Source organism: Enterobacter sp. BNK-13, assembly GCF_048685015.1.
In the GTDB taxonomy this organism is placed as follows: domain Bacteria; phylum Pseudomonadota; class Gammaproteobacteria; order Enterobacterales; family Enterobacteriaceae; genus Enterobacter; species Enterobacter quasiroggenkampii.
The window spans coordinates 3,500,119-3,516,273 of record NZ_JBLQTP010000001.1; the positions used below are offsets into that span (position 1 = coordinate 3,500,119).

The 16,155-nt window shown below is 56.6% G+C and carries 15 protein-coding genes; 4 read left to right on the plus strand and 11 right to left on the minus strand.

Features of this window, described 5'->3' with window-relative positions; genetic code table 11:
• Positions 1 to 7: 7 nt before the first annotated feature.
• From prfB to xerD, 4 genes are all read right to left on the minus strand, one after another.
• Positions 8 to 1,106 (minus strand): peptide chain release factor 2 gene (gene prfB / locus ACMGGQ_RS16835; RefSeq protein ID WP_095908218.1). Its coding sequence is split into 2 segments (ribosomal slippage): positions 8 to 1,030 and positions 1,032 to 1,106, totalling 1,098 coding nucleotides; the frame shifts between segments, so codons are not numbered across the junction.
• A gap of 90 nt (positions 1,107 to 1,196) precedes the next feature.
• Positions 1,197 to 2,930 (minus strand): single-stranded-DNA-specific exonuclease RecJ, encoded by a 1,734-nt coding sequence (gene recJ, locus ACMGGQ_RS16840; RefSeq protein WP_111967500.1) that lies wholly within the window; start codon positions 2,928 to 2,930, stop codon positions 1,197 to 1,199.
• A 5-nt stretch (positions 2,931 to 2,935) separates the two neighbouring features.
• On the minus strand, positions 2,936 to 3,649 hold the full coding sequence (gene dsbC, locus ACMGGQ_RS16845) for a bifunctional protein-disulfide isomerase/oxidoreductase DsbC (RefSeq protein ID WP_023333302.1): 714 nt from the start codon (positions 3,647 to 3,649) through the stop codon (positions 2,936 to 2,938).
• 28 nt (positions 3,650 to 3,677) lie between these two features.
• Positions 3,678 to 4,574: a site-specific tyrosine recombinase XerD gene (gene xerD / locus ACMGGQ_RS16850; RefSeq protein WP_008499709.1), complete on the minus strand. Its 897-nt coding sequence runs from the start codon at positions 4,572 to 4,574 to the stop codon at positions 3,678 to 3,680.
• Between the two features lie 101 nt (positions 4,575 to 4,675).
• Between xerD and fldB the strand changes: the two genes are divergently transcribed.
• Complete coding sequence (fldB, locus tag ACMGGQ_RS16855; protein ID WP_045909912.1) at positions 4,676 to 5,197, plus strand: flavodoxin FldB; 522 nt, start codon at positions 4,676 to 4,678, stop codon at positions 5,195 to 5,197.
• A gap of 6 nt (positions 5,198 to 5,203) precedes the next feature.
• On the opposite strand, the gene ACMGGQ_RS16860 is transcribed toward fldB, so the two are convergent.
• The gene (locus ACMGGQ_RS16860; RefSeq protein WP_420290306.1) at positions 5,204 to 5,614 is read right to left on the minus strand and encodes a protein YgfX; all 411 of its coding nucleotides are present in this window, start codon (positions 5,612 to 5,614) and stop codon (positions 5,204 to 5,206) included.
• Positions 5,595 to 5,861, minus strand: coding sequence for an FAD assembly factor SdhE (gene sdhE / locus ACMGGQ_RS16865; RefSeq protein ID WP_006178375.1), 267 nt, complete (start codon positions 5,859 to 5,861; stop codon positions 5,595 to 5,597). The genes ACMGGQ_RS16860 and sdhE overlap by 20 nt, the downstream gene beginning before the upstream one ends.
• 294 nt (positions 5,862 to 6,155) lie before the next feature.
• Here sdhE and ygfZ point away from each other — a divergent pair, with 294 nt between their 5' ends.
• Positions 6,156 to 7,136, plus strand: coding sequence for a tRNA-modifying protein YgfZ (gene ygfZ, locus ACMGGQ_RS16870; protein WP_420290307.1), 981 nt, complete (start codon positions 6,156 to 6,158; stop codon positions 7,134 to 7,136).
• An 84-nt stretch (positions 7,137 to 7,220) separates the two neighbouring features.
• On the opposite strand, the gene trhA is transcribed toward ygfZ, so the two are convergent.
• Positions 7,221 to 7,880 carry a PAQR family membrane homeostasis protein TrhA gene (gene trhA, locus ACMGGQ_RS16875; RefSeq protein ID WP_045335239.1) on the minus strand — a complete coding sequence of 220 codons (660 nt, stop codon included), beginning with the start codon at positions 7,878 to 7,880 and terminating at the stop codon, positions 7,221 to 7,223.
• 265 nt (positions 7,881 to 8,145) lie between these two features.
• Here trhA and ACMGGQ_RS16880 point away from each other — a divergent pair, with 265 nt between their 5' ends.
• Both ACMGGQ_RS16880 and bglA read left to right on the plus strand, forming a co-directional pair.
• Entirely contained in the window at positions 8,146 to 8,877 is a 732-nt protein-coding gene (locus ACMGGQ_RS16880) for a MurR/RpiR family transcriptional regulator (protein WP_208763929.1), read from the plus strand.
• A gap of 116 nt (positions 8,878 to 8,993) precedes the next feature.
• Entirely contained in the window at positions 8,994 to 10,427 is a 1,434-nt protein-coding gene (bglA, locus tag ACMGGQ_RS16885) for a 6-phospho-beta-glucosidase BglA (RefSeq protein ID WP_023294510.1), read from the plus strand.
• 65 nt (positions 10,428 to 10,492) lie between these two features.
• Here bglA and ACMGGQ_RS16890 read toward each other — a convergent pair whose 3' ends face one another.
• From ACMGGQ_RS16890 to gcvT, 4 genes are all read right to left on the minus strand, one after another.
• A complete protein-coding gene (locus tag ACMGGQ_RS16890; protein WP_417929660.1) occupies positions 10,493 to 11,236 on the minus strand; it encodes an SDR family oxidoreductase in 744 nt (247 codons plus the stop codon).
• Between the two features lie 70 nt (positions 11,237 to 11,306).
• Complete coding sequence (gene gcvP, locus ACMGGQ_RS16895) at positions 11,307 to 14,180, minus strand: aminomethyl-transferring glycine dehydrogenase (RefSeq protein WP_420290308.1); 2,874 nt, start codon at positions 14,178 to 14,180, stop codon at positions 11,307 to 11,309.
• A 127-nt stretch (positions 14,181 to 14,307) separates the two neighbouring features.
• Positions 14,308 to 14,697, minus strand: a complete 390-nt coding sequence (gene gcvH / locus ACMGGQ_RS16900) for a glycine cleavage system protein GcvH (protein ID WP_008499718.1) — start codon at positions 14,695 to 14,697, stop codon at positions 14,308 to 14,310.
• 23 nt (positions 14,698 to 14,720) lie between these two features.
• A complete protein-coding gene (gene gcvT / locus ACMGGQ_RS16905) occupies positions 14,721 to 15,815 on the minus strand; it encodes a glycine cleavage system aminomethyltransferase GcvT (protein ID WP_045910150.1) in 1,095 nt (364 codons plus the stop codon).
• Between the last annotated feature and the right edge of the window lie 340 nt (positions 15,816 to 16,155).

Genomic DNA, 16,155 nt, shown 5'->3' on the forward strand with positions numbered 1-16,155 from the left:
TGGTTCCTCATAACCCTGCTTTCAAACTTGCTTCGATAAATTGGTCCAGGCTGCCGTCCAGCACCGCCTGCGTGTTGCGGGTTTCAACCCCGGTACGCAGGTCTTTGATGCGGGAGTCATCAAGGACGTAAGAACGGATCTGGCTGCCCCAGCCGATGTCAGACTTGTTGTCTTCCATCGCCTGTTTCTCAGCATTTTTCTTCTGCATCTCCAGCTCATAAAGCTTCGCTTTCATCTGCTTCATGGCCTGGTCTTTGTTCTTATGCTGGGAACGGTCGTTCTGGCATTGCGTTACCAGCCCGGTTGGAATGTGGGTAATACGCACCGCCGATTCCGTACGGTTAACGTGCTGGCCGCCCGCGCCGGATGCGCGATAAACGTCGATACGCAGGTCCGCCGGGTTGATTTCGATATCGATATCTTCATCAACTTCCGGGTAAACAAACGCGGAGCTGAAGGAGGTATGACGACGGCCGCCGGAGTCGAACGGGCTCTTACGCACCAGGCGGTGAACGCCGGTTTCAGTGCGCAGCCAGCCGTAGGCGTAATCACCGATGATCTTGATGGTGACGGATTTAATACCGGCCACTTCACCTTCAGACTCTTCGATAATTTCAGTTTTAAAGCCGCGCGCTTCGGCCCAGCGCAGATACATACGCATCAGCATGCTGGCCCAGTCCTGCGCTTCGGTACCGCCAGAACCTGCCTGAATATCGAGATAGCAGTCAGCGCTGTCGTATTCGCCGGAGAACATGCGACGGAATTCAAGCTGCGCCAGCTTCTCTTCCAGCACGTCGAGTTCTGCTACGGCTTCGTTAAAGGTTTCTTCGTCGTCGGCTTCGACGGCCAGCTCCAGCAAACCGGAAACATCTTCCAGCCCCTGGGCCATTTGATCCAGCGTATCTACGATAGCTTCGAGAGAGGAACGCTCTTTACCCAGCGCCTGTGCGCGTTCAGGTTCGTTCCAGACGTCCGGCTGTTCCAGCTCGGCGTTTACTTCTTCAAGACGCTCTTTCTTGGCATCGTAGTCAAAGATACCCCCTAAGAACGTCAGAGCGCTCCGTGAGGTCCTGAATACGGTTTTTTACCGGATTAATTTCAAACATGGTCTGTTTTCTTTTATGGACTTGTCAAAATGCGGTGATAAGAGCGGGATTGTACCGAATCCACGCCCTTTTTTATAGAGATTACTGCCGCTAAATTGGCCAGATATTGTCGATGATGATCTGAAGGGTGCGGTTACCGCGAAACTCGTTGATGTCCAGTTTGTACGCCAGCTCGACCTCGCGCACGCCGTTGTCCGGCCATACCGCCGTGTCAACGTTAAAGGCAATGCCGTCCAGCAGCGGGCCGCCGCCGACCGGTTCAACCATCACCTTCAGATGACGCTCGCCGACGATGCGCTGCTGCAGCAGGCGGAAACGGCCGTCGAACAGCGGCTCCGGGAACATCTGCCCCCATGGACCGGCATCGCGGAGCATTTGCGCCACGTCCATCGTCATCTCAAGCGGTGAAAGCTCGCCATCGGACACCACTTCACCCTGCAGCAGGGCCGGGTCAATCCAGTCGGTGACCAGCTCGCCGAAGAGGCGCTGGAACTCGTCGAATTTCGCCTCTTCCAGCGACAGGCCTGCCGCCATCGCATGGCCGCCGAACTTGATCATCAAGCCCGGATACAGCGTATCGAGACGCTCCAGCGCGTCGCGCATGTGCAGCCCCTGAATCGAGCGGCCAGAGCCTTTCAGCGTGCCGTCGCCTGCGGGAGCGAAGGCGATCACCGGGCGGTGGAAGCGCTCTTTGATGCGCGACGCCAGAATGCCGACCACGCCCTGATGCCACTCGGGATGGTACATCGCCAGGCCGCCCGGCAGCGTATCGCCGCTGCGCTCCAGTTTTTCACACAGGGTCAGCGCTTCGGCCTGCATCCCCTGCTCAATCTCTTTACGTGTCTGGTTCAGGGCGTCCAGCTCGTTGGCCAGCACGCGCGCTTCACCGATGTTGTCGCACAGCAGCAGCGCGACGCCAACGGACATATCGTCCAGTCTTCCGGCCGCGTTCAGGCGCGGCCCGAGGGCAAAGCCCAAATCGCTTGCCGCCAGCTTGAGCGGGTCGCGGTTGGCGATTTCCAGCAGCGCCTTGATCCCCGGGCGGCACTTGCCTGCCCGGATACGGCTCAAGCCCTGCCAGGTCAAAATACGGTTATTGGTATCGAGCGGGACCACGTCAGCGACGGTACCCAGTGCCACCAGATCGAGATATTCGGCCAGGTTCGGTACGGCAATGCCGCGGGATTCGAACCAGCCCTTGTCGCGTAACAGGGTACGCAACGCCAGCATCAGATAAAACGCCACGCCTACGCCCGCAAGGGATTTCGACGGAAAATCACAGTCGCGCAGGTTGGGGTTAATAATCGCCTCGGCGGCAGGCAGCGTTTCACCGGGGAGATGGTGATCGGTAACCAGCACCGGGATCCCCAACGCGTGGGCATGATCGACCCCCGCATGGGAAGAGATCCCGTTATCGACGGTCATGATCATCTGCGCCCCGCGGGCGTGGGCCTGATCGACCACTTCCGGGCTGAGGCCGTAGCCGTCTTCAAAACGGTTCGGCACCAGATACGTGACGTTATCGCAGCCCAGCGCGCGCAGGCTGAGCACGCTCAGCGCGGTGCTGGTTGCGCCGTCGGCGTCGAAATCCCCTACTACCACAATACGCGTGTTCTCACGCAGCGCGTTGTAGAGCATTTCAGTGGCTTTTTCGATGCCGTTCAGTTGCTGCCAGGGCAGCATCCCTTTCACGCTGCGTTCAAGATCTTCAGCGCGACGCACGCCGCGGCTGGCGTAGAGGCGCTTCAGCAGCGGCGGGAGATCGTCCGGTAAATCAACCGGTTCAACCGCCTCGCGGCGGCGCAATTTTATCGGGGCTTTCACGCGGATTATTTACCACTAACCTGTTTCTGGTGCGCGTCGAGGAACTCTTTCATCTCTTTTGGTCCCTGATAGCCCGGAACGACATACCCGTTGCTCAGGACAATCGCTGGCGTACCGCTCACGCCAAACTGCACGCCCAGCGCGTAGTGGTTAGCAATGTCGATATCGCAGGAGGCTGGCTTAACCTCTTTTCCGCTCATCGCATCATCAAAGGCTTTGTTGCGGTCTTTCGCACACCAGATGGCCTTCATGTCCTGCTCTGGCTGGCTCTGTACGCCCGCGCGCGGGAAGGCCAGATAGCGCACGGTAATACCCAGCGCGTTGTAATCTTTCATCTCTTCATGCAGCTTGTGGCAGTAGCCGCAGGTGATGTCGGTGAAGACGGTGATGACGTGTTTTTCCTGCGCCGCCTTATAGACGATCATCTCTTTTTCGAGCGCGTTCAGGTTTTTCATCAGCAGCTGGTTGGTCACGTTAACCGGCTGCGCGCCGCTCACGTCGTACATTGGCCCCTGAATAATGTGTTTACCGTCTTCGGTGACATACAGCACGCCGCTGTTGGTCAGTACCGTTTTCATCCCAGCGACCGGTGCTGGCTGAATATCGCTGCCGGTGACGCCAAGCTTAGCGAGCGACTGTTTGATAGCGGCGTCGTCCGCATGGGCGAAACCGGTAAAGGAGGCTGCCAGCAGGGTGAACAGCGCGAAACTCTTTTTCATAGTTGATCCTGTTACAATTCGTCGGCACTCACGCACGAGGGTGGTGCTGTTGGTGTAGCTGCCGCAGGCGTTCCGTCGCGACATGGGTGTAAATTTGCGTCGTGGAAAGATCGCTATGTCCCAGCAGCATCTGCACCACGCGTAAATCCGCGCCGTGGTTGAGCAGATGCGTCGCGAAGGCATGACGCAATACGTGCGGCGAAAGCTTTTCACTGTCGATACCGGCCAGTGTGGCGTAATGCTTGATGCGATGCCAGAACGTTTGCCGCGTCATCTGCTGTGCGCGCTGGCTCGGAAACAGAACGTCGATAGACGCGCCGTTGAGCAGCCACGGGCGACCGTGCTCCAGATACGTTTCCAGCCAGTAAACCGCCTCTTCGCCCAGCGGAACCAGCCTTTCCTTGTTTCCTTTACCGATGACGCGCACCACGCCCTGACGCAGGCTGATGTCGCTCATCGTCAGGCCAACCAGTTCCGAAACGCGCAGGCCTGTAGCATACAATAGCTCAAGCATGGCTTTATCGCGTAACTCCAGCGGCAGGTCAACTGCCGGTGACTGTAATAATCTCTCAACTTGTGCTTCGCTGAGATCTTTCGGCAGCCGCTGCGGAAGTTTTGGGGATGCCAGCAGCGCGCTGGGATCGTCTTCGCGGATCTTCTCACGGTAGAGATGCTGGAACAGCCGACGCATGGCGCTGAGCAAGCGCGCGGAACTGGTGGCTTTGTATCCCCCTTCTACACGTTCACCGAGCAGTGCCTGCAGGTCGTCGCTTTGCGCGCTCGCCAGCGAGAGCTGCCGACGGGCCAGCCACTCCACCAGCATGGTAAGATCGCGCCGATAGGCGCTGAGCGTATTCTCGGCCAGATTTTTTTCCAGCCACAGCGCGTCGAGAAACTGTTCAACGAGTGCGAGATCCTTTTCCACATCAGCCCCTTTGATTCTGCAGTCAGGTCATTATGCCTGATTGTGACCGGTTTCTGGTACACTACGCGCAAAGTCAACGCAAGAATTGAGATAGTTACGCGATGAATATTGGTCTGTTCTATGGTTCCAGCACCTGCTACACCGAAATGGCGGCAGAGAAAATTCGCGACATCATTGGCCCGGAACTGGTGACGTTGCATAACCTGAAAGATGACGCGGTCGCGCTGATGGAACAGTACGATGTGCTGATCCTCGGCATCCCAACCTGGGACTTTGGTGAGATACAGGAAGACTGGGAAGCCATCTGGGATCAACTCGATTCAGTCAATCTCGACGGCAAGATTGTTGCCATGTACGGGATGGGAGATCAGCTGGGTTACGGGGAGTGGTTCCTGGACGCGCTCGGCATGCTGCACGACAAGCTGGCGCCGAAAGGGGTGTCGTTCATCGGCTACTGGCCAACCGAAGGTTACGAGTTCACCAGTAAAAAACCGATTATTGCCGACGGCGAGCTGTTTGTTGGGCTCGCGCTGGATGAAACCAACCAGTACGATCTTAGCGATGAACGCCTGCAAAACTGGTGCGAGCAGATTCTGGGCGAAATGGCAGAAAAGTTTAGCTAACGCCTATTACTCCTGCGTCGTCTGTTGCAACAGCATCCGGCGCAGGTCTCGCCACTCGGCAGCATCCATACTGTCAGCCGCCAGCCAAAGATGCTGGCAACGCCCGCCGTCCACCTTGCGTAACCGTAACATCATGCCGCAGTTGAGCATCCAGGGCATACCGAGAATATCCCACTCTTTTCCCTGCCAGCGCAGGCGGGAATCCATCAGTAGCTTGATCTCTCCCTGACGGGCATTAATGCGACGCTGGCTGCGTACGCTGTCAAACACGACAAACGAGAGTAACAGCAGCCACAGCGGCGTATAGCTCAGCGGCCACGGCATCAGTAACACAAAGGCCGCAACCAGGCCGTGGAGCAACAAAGACATCCACTGCGAGCGCCACGAGACGCGAAGATCAGATTGCCACAGGACCACGTTCCCGATTCCGTGTTTGAATTAATTGCACCATCCGTTGCAACTCGGTGTCGGCGGGTTTGCCGTGGTTCATCAGCCAGTTGAATAAATCCGGATCGTCAGACTCAAGCAGGCGAACAAACAGACGCTTATCATCGTCGCTTAAGGTGTCATACTCATATTCGAAGAAAGGCATGATGGAAATATCAAGTTCACGCATGCCGCGACGGCACGCCCAGTGAATACGGGCCTTGTTGTTAATATCCATGTTCAGTTTCCTGCATTACGTTTGGCACAGTCGGTACCCCATTCAGTGTTCTTTATTTCTCTACGGGGACACCAGCTAGTGTAACGTGTTTTTGAGCGTTTCATTACTGGAATATTGCGATCGACGAGCAGGCTTCCAGAATAATCCCTACAAAGACAGCGGATTACATTATTTTGCGTGGTGTTACGCACAACCGGTTTATGGCACAAATGGCCTGTTGAAAGCGCTTGCATTGCCTGCAGGCTCTTTTACCATTAGGCATTATTAAAGCGTTAAGCAATTCAGGATATCGTTATGGCCTTTACACCATTTTCTCCTCGCCAGCCCGCCGCCTCTGCGCGTCTGCCGCTGACGCTTATTTCTCTTGATGACTGGGCGCTGGCGACCCTCACCGGTGCCGACGCCGAAAAATATTTGCAGGGCCAGGTGACCGCCGACGTCAGTCAGATGACCGAACACCAGCACCTGCTGGCCGCCCATTGCGACCCAAAAGGCAAAATGTGGAGCAACCTGCGTCTGTTCCGCCGTCAGAACGGTTTTGCCTTTATTGAGCGCCGCAGCCTGCGTGACGCCCAGCTCAAAGAGCTGAAAAAATACGCGGTCTTCTCCAAAGTCACTATCGCCCCGGACGACGAACATGTCCTGCTGGGTGTGGCTGGCTTCCAGGCGCGTGCGGCGCTGAAAAATCTGTTCAGCGAACTGCCGGATGCCGAAAAGCAGCTCGTCAGCGAAGGCGCGACCTCCATCCTGTGGTTTGAACACCCGGCAGAGCGTTTTCTGTTAGTCACCGATGCTGAAACCGCCGAGCGCGTCACCGAGGCGCTGCGCGGCGAAGCGCAGCTTAACAACAGTCAGCAGTGGCTGGCGCTGAACATCGAAGCGGGTCTGCCGATCATTGACGCCGCAAACAGCGCGCAGTTTATTCCTCAGGCAACGAACCTGCAGGCGCTGGGCGGCATCAGCTTTAAAAAAGGCTGCTACACCGGCCAGGAGATGGTCGCACGAGCAAAATTCCGCGGGGCAAACAAACGCGCGCTATGGACACTCGCGGGACATGCCAGCCGCGTACCTGAAGCAGGTGAAGATTTAGAGCTGAAGATGGGTGAAAACTGGCGCCGTACCGGCACCGTATTAGCCGCCGTACAGCTGGATGATGGACGTCTTCTGGTGCAGGCCGTTATGAACAACGACATGGAAGCGGACAGCGTGTTCCGCGTGCGTGACGATGTGAACACACTGAGCATCGAGCCTCTGCCCTATTCACTGGAAGAGTGATGCTGTATCGCCCGGTGGCACTGCGCTTACCGGGCCTACAAATCCCGTAGGTCGGGTAAGGCGAAGCCGCCACCCGACAAAAAACTACGCCTGGCCCACATACAAATAAATCGCCAAAAAGTGGCACACGCTGCCGCCCAGCACAAAGCCGTGCCAGATGGCATGGTTGTACGGAATACGCTTGCAGACGTAGAAAATGACGCCGAGCGAATACACCACGCCGCCTAAGGCCAGAAGCGTGACGCCCCCTATCGACAGTTTGATTGCCAGCTGGTACACCACGATCAGCGACAGCCAGCCCATGGTCAGATAGGTGACCAGCGACAGCACCTTAAACCGGTGCGCGATGGTGAGCTTAAACAGGATCCCGAGCAGCGCCAGGCTCCAGATAACAATCATCAGGCCGCGCGACAGCGGTGAGTTGAGCCCCACCAGCAGAAACGGCGTGTAGGTGCCTGCAATAAGAAGGTAGATAGCGCAGTGGTCAAACTTCTTGAGCCACATCTTGGCCCGCTGATGCGGGATCGCGTGATACAGCGTCGAGGCCAGGAAAAGCAGGATCATGCTCCCGCCATACAGGCTGTAGCTGGTAATAGCCATTGCGCTGGCATTGGCATCGACCGCCTGCACCAGCAATAACACTAAACCGACAATCCCAAACACCAGGCCAATGCCGTGGCTGATGCTGTTGGCTATTTCCTCAGCCAGCGAATATCCCTGTGCGATTAATGGTCTACTCACCATACAAAACTCCGGGAAAACAAAAGATGATTATTCATCGCATCACTATGCTAACTGAGAATGATTCCAGTGAACACCTGTTAGCTAAAATAATTTCACTTCAGGATTTATACCTAAAAATCATAGGCATAAATGAATTTTTCACCTAACATTTGTTCACATTAAAATTTAATCATTAAGAATCAAGAGCATAAAAATGGATCCTGCCGTCTGGCCGCATGTTATGATGGATACATGAGGTCTGAATAAGGGTTATGCCATTGTGAGTATGTTTACCCACTCCGCCATTGCCAGTCTCAATAACCTGGAGATGATGGTCTACAACTATGTCATTAAAAACCGTGACAAAGTCATGTACATGACCATCCGCGAGCTGGCGGATGCGGCGGGTGTCTCGACGACCACTATCCTGCGCTTTTGCCGCAAGCTTAACTGCGAAGGCTACTCGGAGTTTCGCGTACGCTTTAAGCTTTATCTTGAACAAAACGAGCCCCAGCAGGCGAATTTCGGCGCCAGCGAAATAATCAGCTTCTTTAAAAGCGTAAATAATGAAGAGTTCGACGCGTTATTAGATAGTGCGGTCGATATTATTTTATCGTCGGAACGCATTATATTTGTCGGCGCAGGAACGTCAGGCTCGCTGGCAAAATATGGCGCACGTTTCTTTTCTAATATCGGAAAATTCAGTAACCATATTGATGACCCTTATTTCCCGGTCACCAATGACATGGCGAAAAATGCGCTGGCGATTGTGCTCTCCGTCTCGGGTGAGACCGAGGAGATCCTGCGCTTCGCCAGCCAGTTTAGCCTGCATCACTGCAAGGTGCTCTCCATTACCAGCCACGAGCACTCGCGTCTCGCAAAACTGGCCGACTTTAATCTCTCCTGGCACGTTCCCCAGACGCGTATTGCAGGTGTCTACGATATCACCACGCAAATTCCCGTCATCTATATTCTGGAATCTCTCGGCCGTAAGCTGGCGAAGAAACTTACAGAATAAAACATCCTGTTTTTTTGATGTAACAAATCACATTATGCCCAATTTGTTATATCGTGACATTTAATTTCGCTTTGCTAGACTCGATGCCAATAAGCCATTTATTGGGAATAGCAGCGATGAAAAAACTGACCTTACCAAAAGATTTTTTATGGGGTGGCGCGGTTGCCGCTCACCAGGTTGAAGGCGGCTGGAACAAAGGCGGCAAAGGGCCAAGCATTTGCGACGTATTAACCGGCGGCGCACACGGCGTGCCGCGCGAAATCACGCAGGACGTGGTGCCGGGGAAATATTATCCCAATCATGAGGCGATTGATTTCCACGGCCATTACAAAGAAGACATCAAGCTGTTTGCCGAGATGGGCTTCAAGTGTTTCCGCACCTCGATTGCCTGGACGCGTATCTTCCCGAACGGTGACGAAACGCAGCCAAACGAAGAAGGGCTGAAGTTTTACGACGACATGTTCGATGAGCTGCTGAAATACAACATCGAACCGGTGATCACCCTCTCCCACTTCGAAATGCCGCTGCACCTGGTGAAGGAGTACGGTAGCTGGACCAACCGTAAAGTGGTCGATTTCTTTGTACGCTTCGCGGAAGTGGTCTTTGAGCGCTACAAAAACAAGGTCAAATACTGGATGACCTTCAACGAAATCAACAACCAGCGTAACTGGCGCGCGCCGCTGTTCGGCTACTGCTGCTCGGGCGTGGTCTATACCGAACATGAAAATCCGGAAGAGACCATGTATCAGGTCCTGCACCACCAGTTTGTGGCCAGCGCCCTGGCGGTGAAAGCCGCGCGCCGCATCAACCCGGAGATGAAAGTCGGCTGCATGCTGGCGATGGTGGCGCTCTATCCGTTCTCCTGCAAACCGGAAGACGTGATGTTCGCCCAGGAATCAATGCGCGAGCGCTACGTCTTTACCGATGTCCAGCTGCGCGGCTACTACCCGTCCTACGTGCTGAACGAATGGGAGCGCCGCGGGTTCTCCATCAAAATGGAAGCGGGCGACGAGCAGATCCTGCGTGAAGGCACCTGCGACTACCTGGGCTTCAGCTATTACATGACCAACGCGGTGAAGGCGGAAGGCGGTACCGGCGATGCCATCTCCGGTTTCGAAGGCAGCGTACCGAACCCGCACGTGAAGGCCTCCGACTGGGGCTGGCAGATTGACCCGGTAGGCCTGCGCTATTCCCTGTGCGAACTGTACGAGCGTTACCAGAAGCCGCTGTTTATCGTGGAAAACGGCTTCGGCGCCTACGACAAGGTGGAAGAAGACGGCAGCATTAACGATGACTATCGCATCGACTACCTGCGTGCCCACGTGGAAGAGATGATCAAGGCCGTCACCCACGATGGCGTGGATCTGATGGGCTATACGCCATGGGGCTGTATCGACTGCGTGTCGTTCACCACCGGCCAGTACAGCAAGCGCTACGGCTTTATCTACGTGAACAAGCACGACGACGGCACGGGCGACATGTCGCGTTCCCGTAAGAAGAGCTTCGAGTGGTATAAAGGCGTGATTGCCAGCAACGGCGAGGCGCTGTGATTTTTTGCCCGGTGGCGCTGCGCTTACCGGGCCTATACGCATAGTAGGCCGGGTCGCCACCCGGCTTATTTCCCGCCCGCTAACTCGATAAAACTCCCCGTTACGTACGACGCCTTTTCGCTCAGCAGCCAGACAATCGCCTGGGCGACCTCTTCCGGCTGGCCGCCGCGCTGCATCGGCAGTAACGATTTTACGCGATCCACTCGCCCCGGCTCTCCGCCGGAGGCATGAATATCGGTATAGATCAGACCCGGACGGACGCAGTTAACGCGAATGCCCTGCGCTGCGACCTCAAGCGATAAACCCGTTGTCAGCGAATCCACCGCCCCCTTGGACGCGGCGTAATCCACATATTCACCCGGCGCGCCCAGACGGGACGCCGCGGAAGAGACATTTACTATCGCCCCGCCCTTGCCGCCATGTTTGAAGGACATGCGTTTTACCGCTTCCCGGCAGCAGAGGAAGTAGCCCGTGACGTTGGTCGCCAGGACGCGGTTAATGCGCTCGGCGGAGAGATTCTCAATGGTGGATTGCTCAAACAGAATCCCCGCATTATTGACCAGCGCGGTCAGCGGCTCGCCTTCACGATCGAGGCTGTCAAACATCGCCAGCACCTGAGCTTCATCACTGATGTCTGCCCGAACGGCAAAGGCTTTACCGCCCGCCTCAACAATCTGGTTGATCACATCCGTTGCGGCCTTAATGTTGTGATGATAGTTCACCGCCACGGTGTAGCCTTCGCGAGCCAGCTGCAGCGCGGTGGCTTTCCCGATGCCGCGGCTGGCGCCGGTGACCAGTGCAATTGCCATTATCTTCTCCCAATAAAAAAGCCGGGTGGCGGCTTCGCCTTACCCGGCCTACGTTACTACATCAGCAATGTTACTGGTATTCGCTCATCGGCACGCAGGAGCAGAACAGATTACGGTCGCCGTAGACGTCATCGAGACGCTTCACGGTCGGCCAGTATTTGTTCGCCACACCTGCCGGGAAGACCGCCAGCTCGCGGGAATAACCGTGGTTCCACTCCGCCACCATCTCGTGCTGGGTGTGCGGGGCGTTAACCAGCGGGTTATCTTCCAGCGTCCACTCACCGTCCTGTACGCGGTCGATCTCCATGCGGATGGCCAGCATCGCGTCGATAAAGCGGTCCAGTTCGGCTTTACTTTCGGACTCCGTTGGCTCCACCATCAGCGTGCCCGCAACCGGGAACGACATAGTAGGCGCGTGGAAGCCGTAGTCGATCAGACGCTTGGCAATATCCAGCTCGCTAATGCCGGTCTGCTCTTTCAGCGGACGAATATCGAGGATGCACTCGTGCGCCACGCGACCGTCGCGGCCGGTATAGAGCACCGGGAAGGCAGACTTCAGGCGCGTCGCAATATAGTTGGCGTTCAGAATGGCCACCTGGCTCGCCTGCTTCAGCCCTTCCGCGCCCATCATGCGGATATACATCCAGCTGATTGGCAGGATAGAGGCGCTACCGAACGGTGCCGCAGAAACCGCGCCCTGACGGGTCAGCATGCCTTCAATCTGAACCACGCTGTGGCCCGGCACAAACGGTGCCAGGTGCGCTTTCACGCCGATTGGGCCCATGCCCGGGCCGCCACCGCCGTGCGGAATGCAGAAGGTTTTGTGCAGGTTGAGGTGCGATACGTCCGCGCCGATAAAGCCCGGCGAGGTAATGCCCACCTGCGCGTTCATGTTTGCACCGTCGAGGTATACCTGACCGCCGAACTGGTGCACCACGTCGCACACTTCACGGATGGTCTCTTCGTACACGCCGTGGGTGGACGGATAGGTCACCATGATGCAGGAGAGTCTGTCGCCCGCCTGCTCGGCTTTCGCGCGCAGGTCAGCCAGGTCGATGTTGCCGTTCTTATCGCACGCCACCACCACCACTTCCATGCCCGCCATCTGGGCAGAGGCCGGGTTGGTGCCGTGGGCTGAGCTTGGGATCAGGCAGATATCGCGATGGCCTTCGTTGCGGCTTTCGTGATAGTGACGGATTGCCAGCAGGCCCGCATATTCACCCTGCGCGCCGGAGTTCGGCTGCATGCAGAGCGAGTCGTAACCGGTCAGCTTCACCAGCCAGTCGGAAAGCTGGTTGATCATCACGTGATAACCTTCCGCCTGCTCTGGCGGGCAGAACGGGTGCAGCTCGGAGAATTCAGGCCAGGTGATCGGGATCATCTCTGCTGCGGCGTTCAGCTTCATGGTGCAGGATCCCAGCGGGATCATCGCCTGGTTCAGCGCCAGATCCTTGCGCTCCAGAGAGTGCATGTAACGCATCATCTCGGTTTCGCTGTGGTAGCGATTAAAGACCGGGTGCGTCAGGATGGCGTCGTTACGCAGCATGCTGTCCTGAATGGAGCGGCTGTCGAGCGCAACTTCTTTGTCGAGCGCATCAATGTCCAGACCGTGCGCGTCACCCAGCAGCACGCTGAACAGGTTCAGGATATCGTCGCGGGTGGTGCTTTCATCCAGCGTAATGCCGACGGCGTTGTGGATGTCGCTGCGCAGGTTGATCTTTGCTGCGTCCGCGCGGGCCAGCACGGCGGCTTTGTCCGCCACGTCCACGCACAGGGTATCGAAGTAGTGGGCATGGCGCAGCTTAAGACCTTTTTGCTGCAGGCCGCAGGCCAGGATATCGGCCAGGCGGTGAATGCGGCTGGCAATGCGTTTCAGGCCAGCCGGGCCGTGGAACACGGCGTACAGGCTGGCGATATTCGCCAGCAGCACCTGTGAGGTACAGATGTTGGAGTTCGCTTTCTCGCGGCGGATATGCTGCTCGCGGGTCTGCATCGCCATGCGCAGCGCGGTATTACCGGCAGCATCTTTGGAGACGCCGATAATACGGCCAGGCATGGAACGTTTGAATTCATCTTTCGCGCCGAAGAACGCCGCGTGCGGGCCGCCGTAGCCCATCGGTACGCCGAAGCGCTGTGCTGAGCCGAATACGATATCCGCGCCCTGTTTGCCCGGCGCCGTCAGCAGCACCAGCGCCATAAAATCGGCGGCAACGCTCACAACCACCTTGCGGGATTTCAGCTCGGCAATCAGCGCGCCGTAGTCGTGAACTTCACCGGTGGTGCCCACCTGCTGGAGCAGCACGCCAAAGACGTCCTGATGATCCAGCACTTTGTCAGCGTCGTCGACAATCACGTCAAATCCGAAGGTTTCCGCACGGGTGCGCACCACGTCCAGCGTCTGAGGATGCATGTCCGCCGCCACGAAGAAGCGGTTAGCGTTTTTCAGCTTGCTCACGCGCTTAGCCATCGCCATCGCTTCGGCGGCAGCTGTCGCTTCATCCAGCAGAGAAGCGGAGGCGATATCCATGCCGGTCAGGTCCAGCGTCACCTGCTGGAAGTTCAGCAGCGCTTCCAGACGGCCCTGGGAGACTTCTGGCTGATACGGCGTATAGGCGGTGTACCAGCCCGGGTTTTCCAGCATGTTGCGCAGGATCACCGGCGGCAACTGCACGTTGGTGTAGCCCATGCCAATGTAAGACTTATAGCGCTTGTTCAGGCCGGCGATGGCCTTCAGCTCCGCCAGCGCGGCGAATTCCGTAGTGGCTTCCCCCACCTGAGGCGGCGTGGCAAGCTGGATGTCTTTTGGCACAATCTGGCCGATCAGTGCGTTTAATGAATCCGCGCCTACTGTCTTTAGCATCTCCTGCTGTTGCTGAGCATCCGGCCCAATGTGACGTTCGATGAAGGCGCCACGGTTTTCAAGCTGGCTTAAAGTCTGTGTCATGAGCGATGGTTCCTGAAACGTGCAGTGAATCGTAGTTATCTGTAACGCTGTTGCCCGGTGGCGCTAACGCTTACCGGGCCTACGTTGATCTCCAGGCCGGATAAGCGCAGCGCCATCCGGCACAACGTTATTCGTCTTCCAGTAGTGCTTCGTATGCGGTCGCATCCAGCAGCGCGGCAACCTGGGATTCGTCGCTGGCTTTGATCTTGAAGATCCAGCCGCCTTCATAAGGCTCGCTGTTGACCAGCTCTGGCGAATCGCTCAGCGCGTCGTTGACGGCAACAATTTCACCGCTTACCGGCGCGTAGATATCGGATGCTGCTTTTACGGACTCCGCCACGGCGCAGTCGTCGCCCGCGCTCACGGTCGTGCCCACGTCAGGCAGGTCAACAAACACCATGTCACCCAGCAGCTCTTGCGCGTGCTCGGTGATCCCTACGGTGTAAGTGCCGTCCGCCTCTTTGCGCAGCCACTCGTGTTCTTTGCTGTATTTCAGTTCTGCTGGCACATTGCTCATTGAAGTTCTCCTGATAAAAATGATTAGGCGACCGGCTTACCGGCGCGAACAAAAATCGGTTTGGTCACGTTGACCGGCATTTCGCGGTTGCGGATTTGCACCACCGCCGTTTCGCCAATCCCCGCCGGCACGCGTGCCAGTGCAATACTGTAGCCCAGCGTCGGTGAGAAGGTTCCGCTGGTGATCACGCCTTCGCGAGGATTGCCGTCAGCATCGGTAAAGCGCACCGGCAGTTCGCCGCGCAGCACGCCCTTCTCGGTCATCACCAGGCCCACCAGTTGTTCAGTGCCCTTCTCGCGCTGCATCTCCAGCGCTTCACGGCCAATAAAGTCACGGTCAGCCGGTTCCCACGCGATCGTCCAGCCCATATTGGCGGCCAGCGGAGAGACACCTTCATCCATCTCCTGACCGTAGAGGTTCATGCCCGCTTCCAGACGCAGCGTATCGCGCGCGCCCAGACCCGCAGGCTTCACGCCCGCTTCCACCAGCGCACGCCAGAAATCAGCGGCCTTCTCGTTTGGCATCGCAATTTCGTAGCCCGCTTCACCGGTGTAGCCGGTGGTGGCGATAAACAGATCGCCCGCCTGCACGCCAAAGAACGGCTTCATGCCAGCGGTGGCGTTGCGCTGCTCGTCGTTAAACAGAGAGGCGGCTTTCGCCTGCGCGTTTGGTCCCTGCACGGCGATCAGCGACAGATCGTCACGGACGGTGATGTCGATGGCATAAGGTTCGGCGTGTTGGGTGATCCAGGAGAGGTCTTTTTCGCGGGTGGCGGAGTTTACAACGAGGCGGAAGAAATCTTCAGTGAAGTAATAGACGATAAGGTCATCAATCACGCCGCCCGAGGCATTCAGCATGCCGGTATAGAGCGCTTTACCCGGCGTCTTCAGTTTGGCGACGTCGTTTGCCAGCAGATAACGCAAAAACTCCCGGGTGCGGCTACCGCGCAGATCGACAATTGTCATATGGGACACGTCGAACATACCGGCATCGGTGCGCACCGCGTGGTGCTCATCAATCTGCGAGCCGTAGTGCAGCGGCATCATCCAGCCATGGAAGTCCACCATGCGGGCGCCGCATAACACGTGTTGTTCGTACAAAGGAGTCTGTTGAGCCATCTTGTCCTCGTTGAAAAATTCACCGTGAAACCCGGTATCGGCCCCGCGTTCGGGCACCGACGCAAACGTTCTCTTTTACCTGAACTTACCACCGAAACCGGCGGTTAACCATAAGGCAAAATGGGTCATCACATTAGCTTATGACCAAAAATCGCTAAAAAGCCTACAGAGTTATTCACTGGAAAAATGCGATTAACCCCGCACAAAATTAACAATGATCTAACAGGATTTAGCACATGGTGATATTTCGTGCGGAAAATCGGGCCGAATTTCCGTAACGAGAAAAATGTGACATTAGATTATCTAATGCGAAAAATGACGTGAAATTAGAATATTTCAA

Coding starts and splice junctions, on each gene's coding strand:
- fldB (WP_045909912.1), top strand. CDS start 4,676: ATGAATATTGGTCTGTTCTATGGTTCCAGCACCTGCTACACCGAAATG.
- gcvH (WP_008499718.1), bottom strand. CDS start 14,697: ATGAGCAATGTGCCAGCAGAACTGAAATACAGCAAAGAACACGAGTGG.
- sdhE (WP_006178375.1), bottom strand. CDS start 5,861: ATGGATATTAACAACAAGGCCCGTATTCACTGGGCGTGCCGTCGCGGC.
- ACMGGQ_RS16890 (WP_417929660.1), bottom strand. CDS start 11,236: ATGGCAATTGCACTGGTCACCGGCGCCAGCCGCGGCATCGGGAAAGCC.
- trhA (WP_045335239.1), bottom strand. CDS start 7,880: ATGGTGAGTAGACCATTAATCGCACAGGGATATTCGCTGGCTGAGGAA.
- gcvP (WP_420290308.1), bottom strand. CDS start 14,180: ATGACACAGACTTTAAGCCAGCTTGAAAACCGTGGCGCCTTCATCGAA.
- bglA (WP_023294510.1), top strand. CDS start 8,994: ATGAAAAAACTGACCTTACCAAAAGATTTTTTATGGGGTGGCGCGGTT.
- gcvT (WP_045910150.1), bottom strand. CDS start 15,815: ATGGCTCAACAGACTCCTTTGTACGAACAACACGTGTTATGCGGCGCC.
- ACMGGQ_RS16880 (WP_208763929.1), top strand. CDS start 8,146: ATGTTTACCCACTCCGCCATTGCCAGTCTCAATAACCTGGAGATGATG.
- dsbC (WP_023333302.1), bottom strand. CDS start 3,649: ATGAAAAAGAGTTTCGCGCTGTTCACCCTGCTGGCAGCCTCCTTTACC.
- ygfZ (WP_420290307.1), top strand. CDS start 6,156: ATGGCCTTTACACCATTTTCTCCTCGCCAGCCCGCCGCCTCTGCGCGT.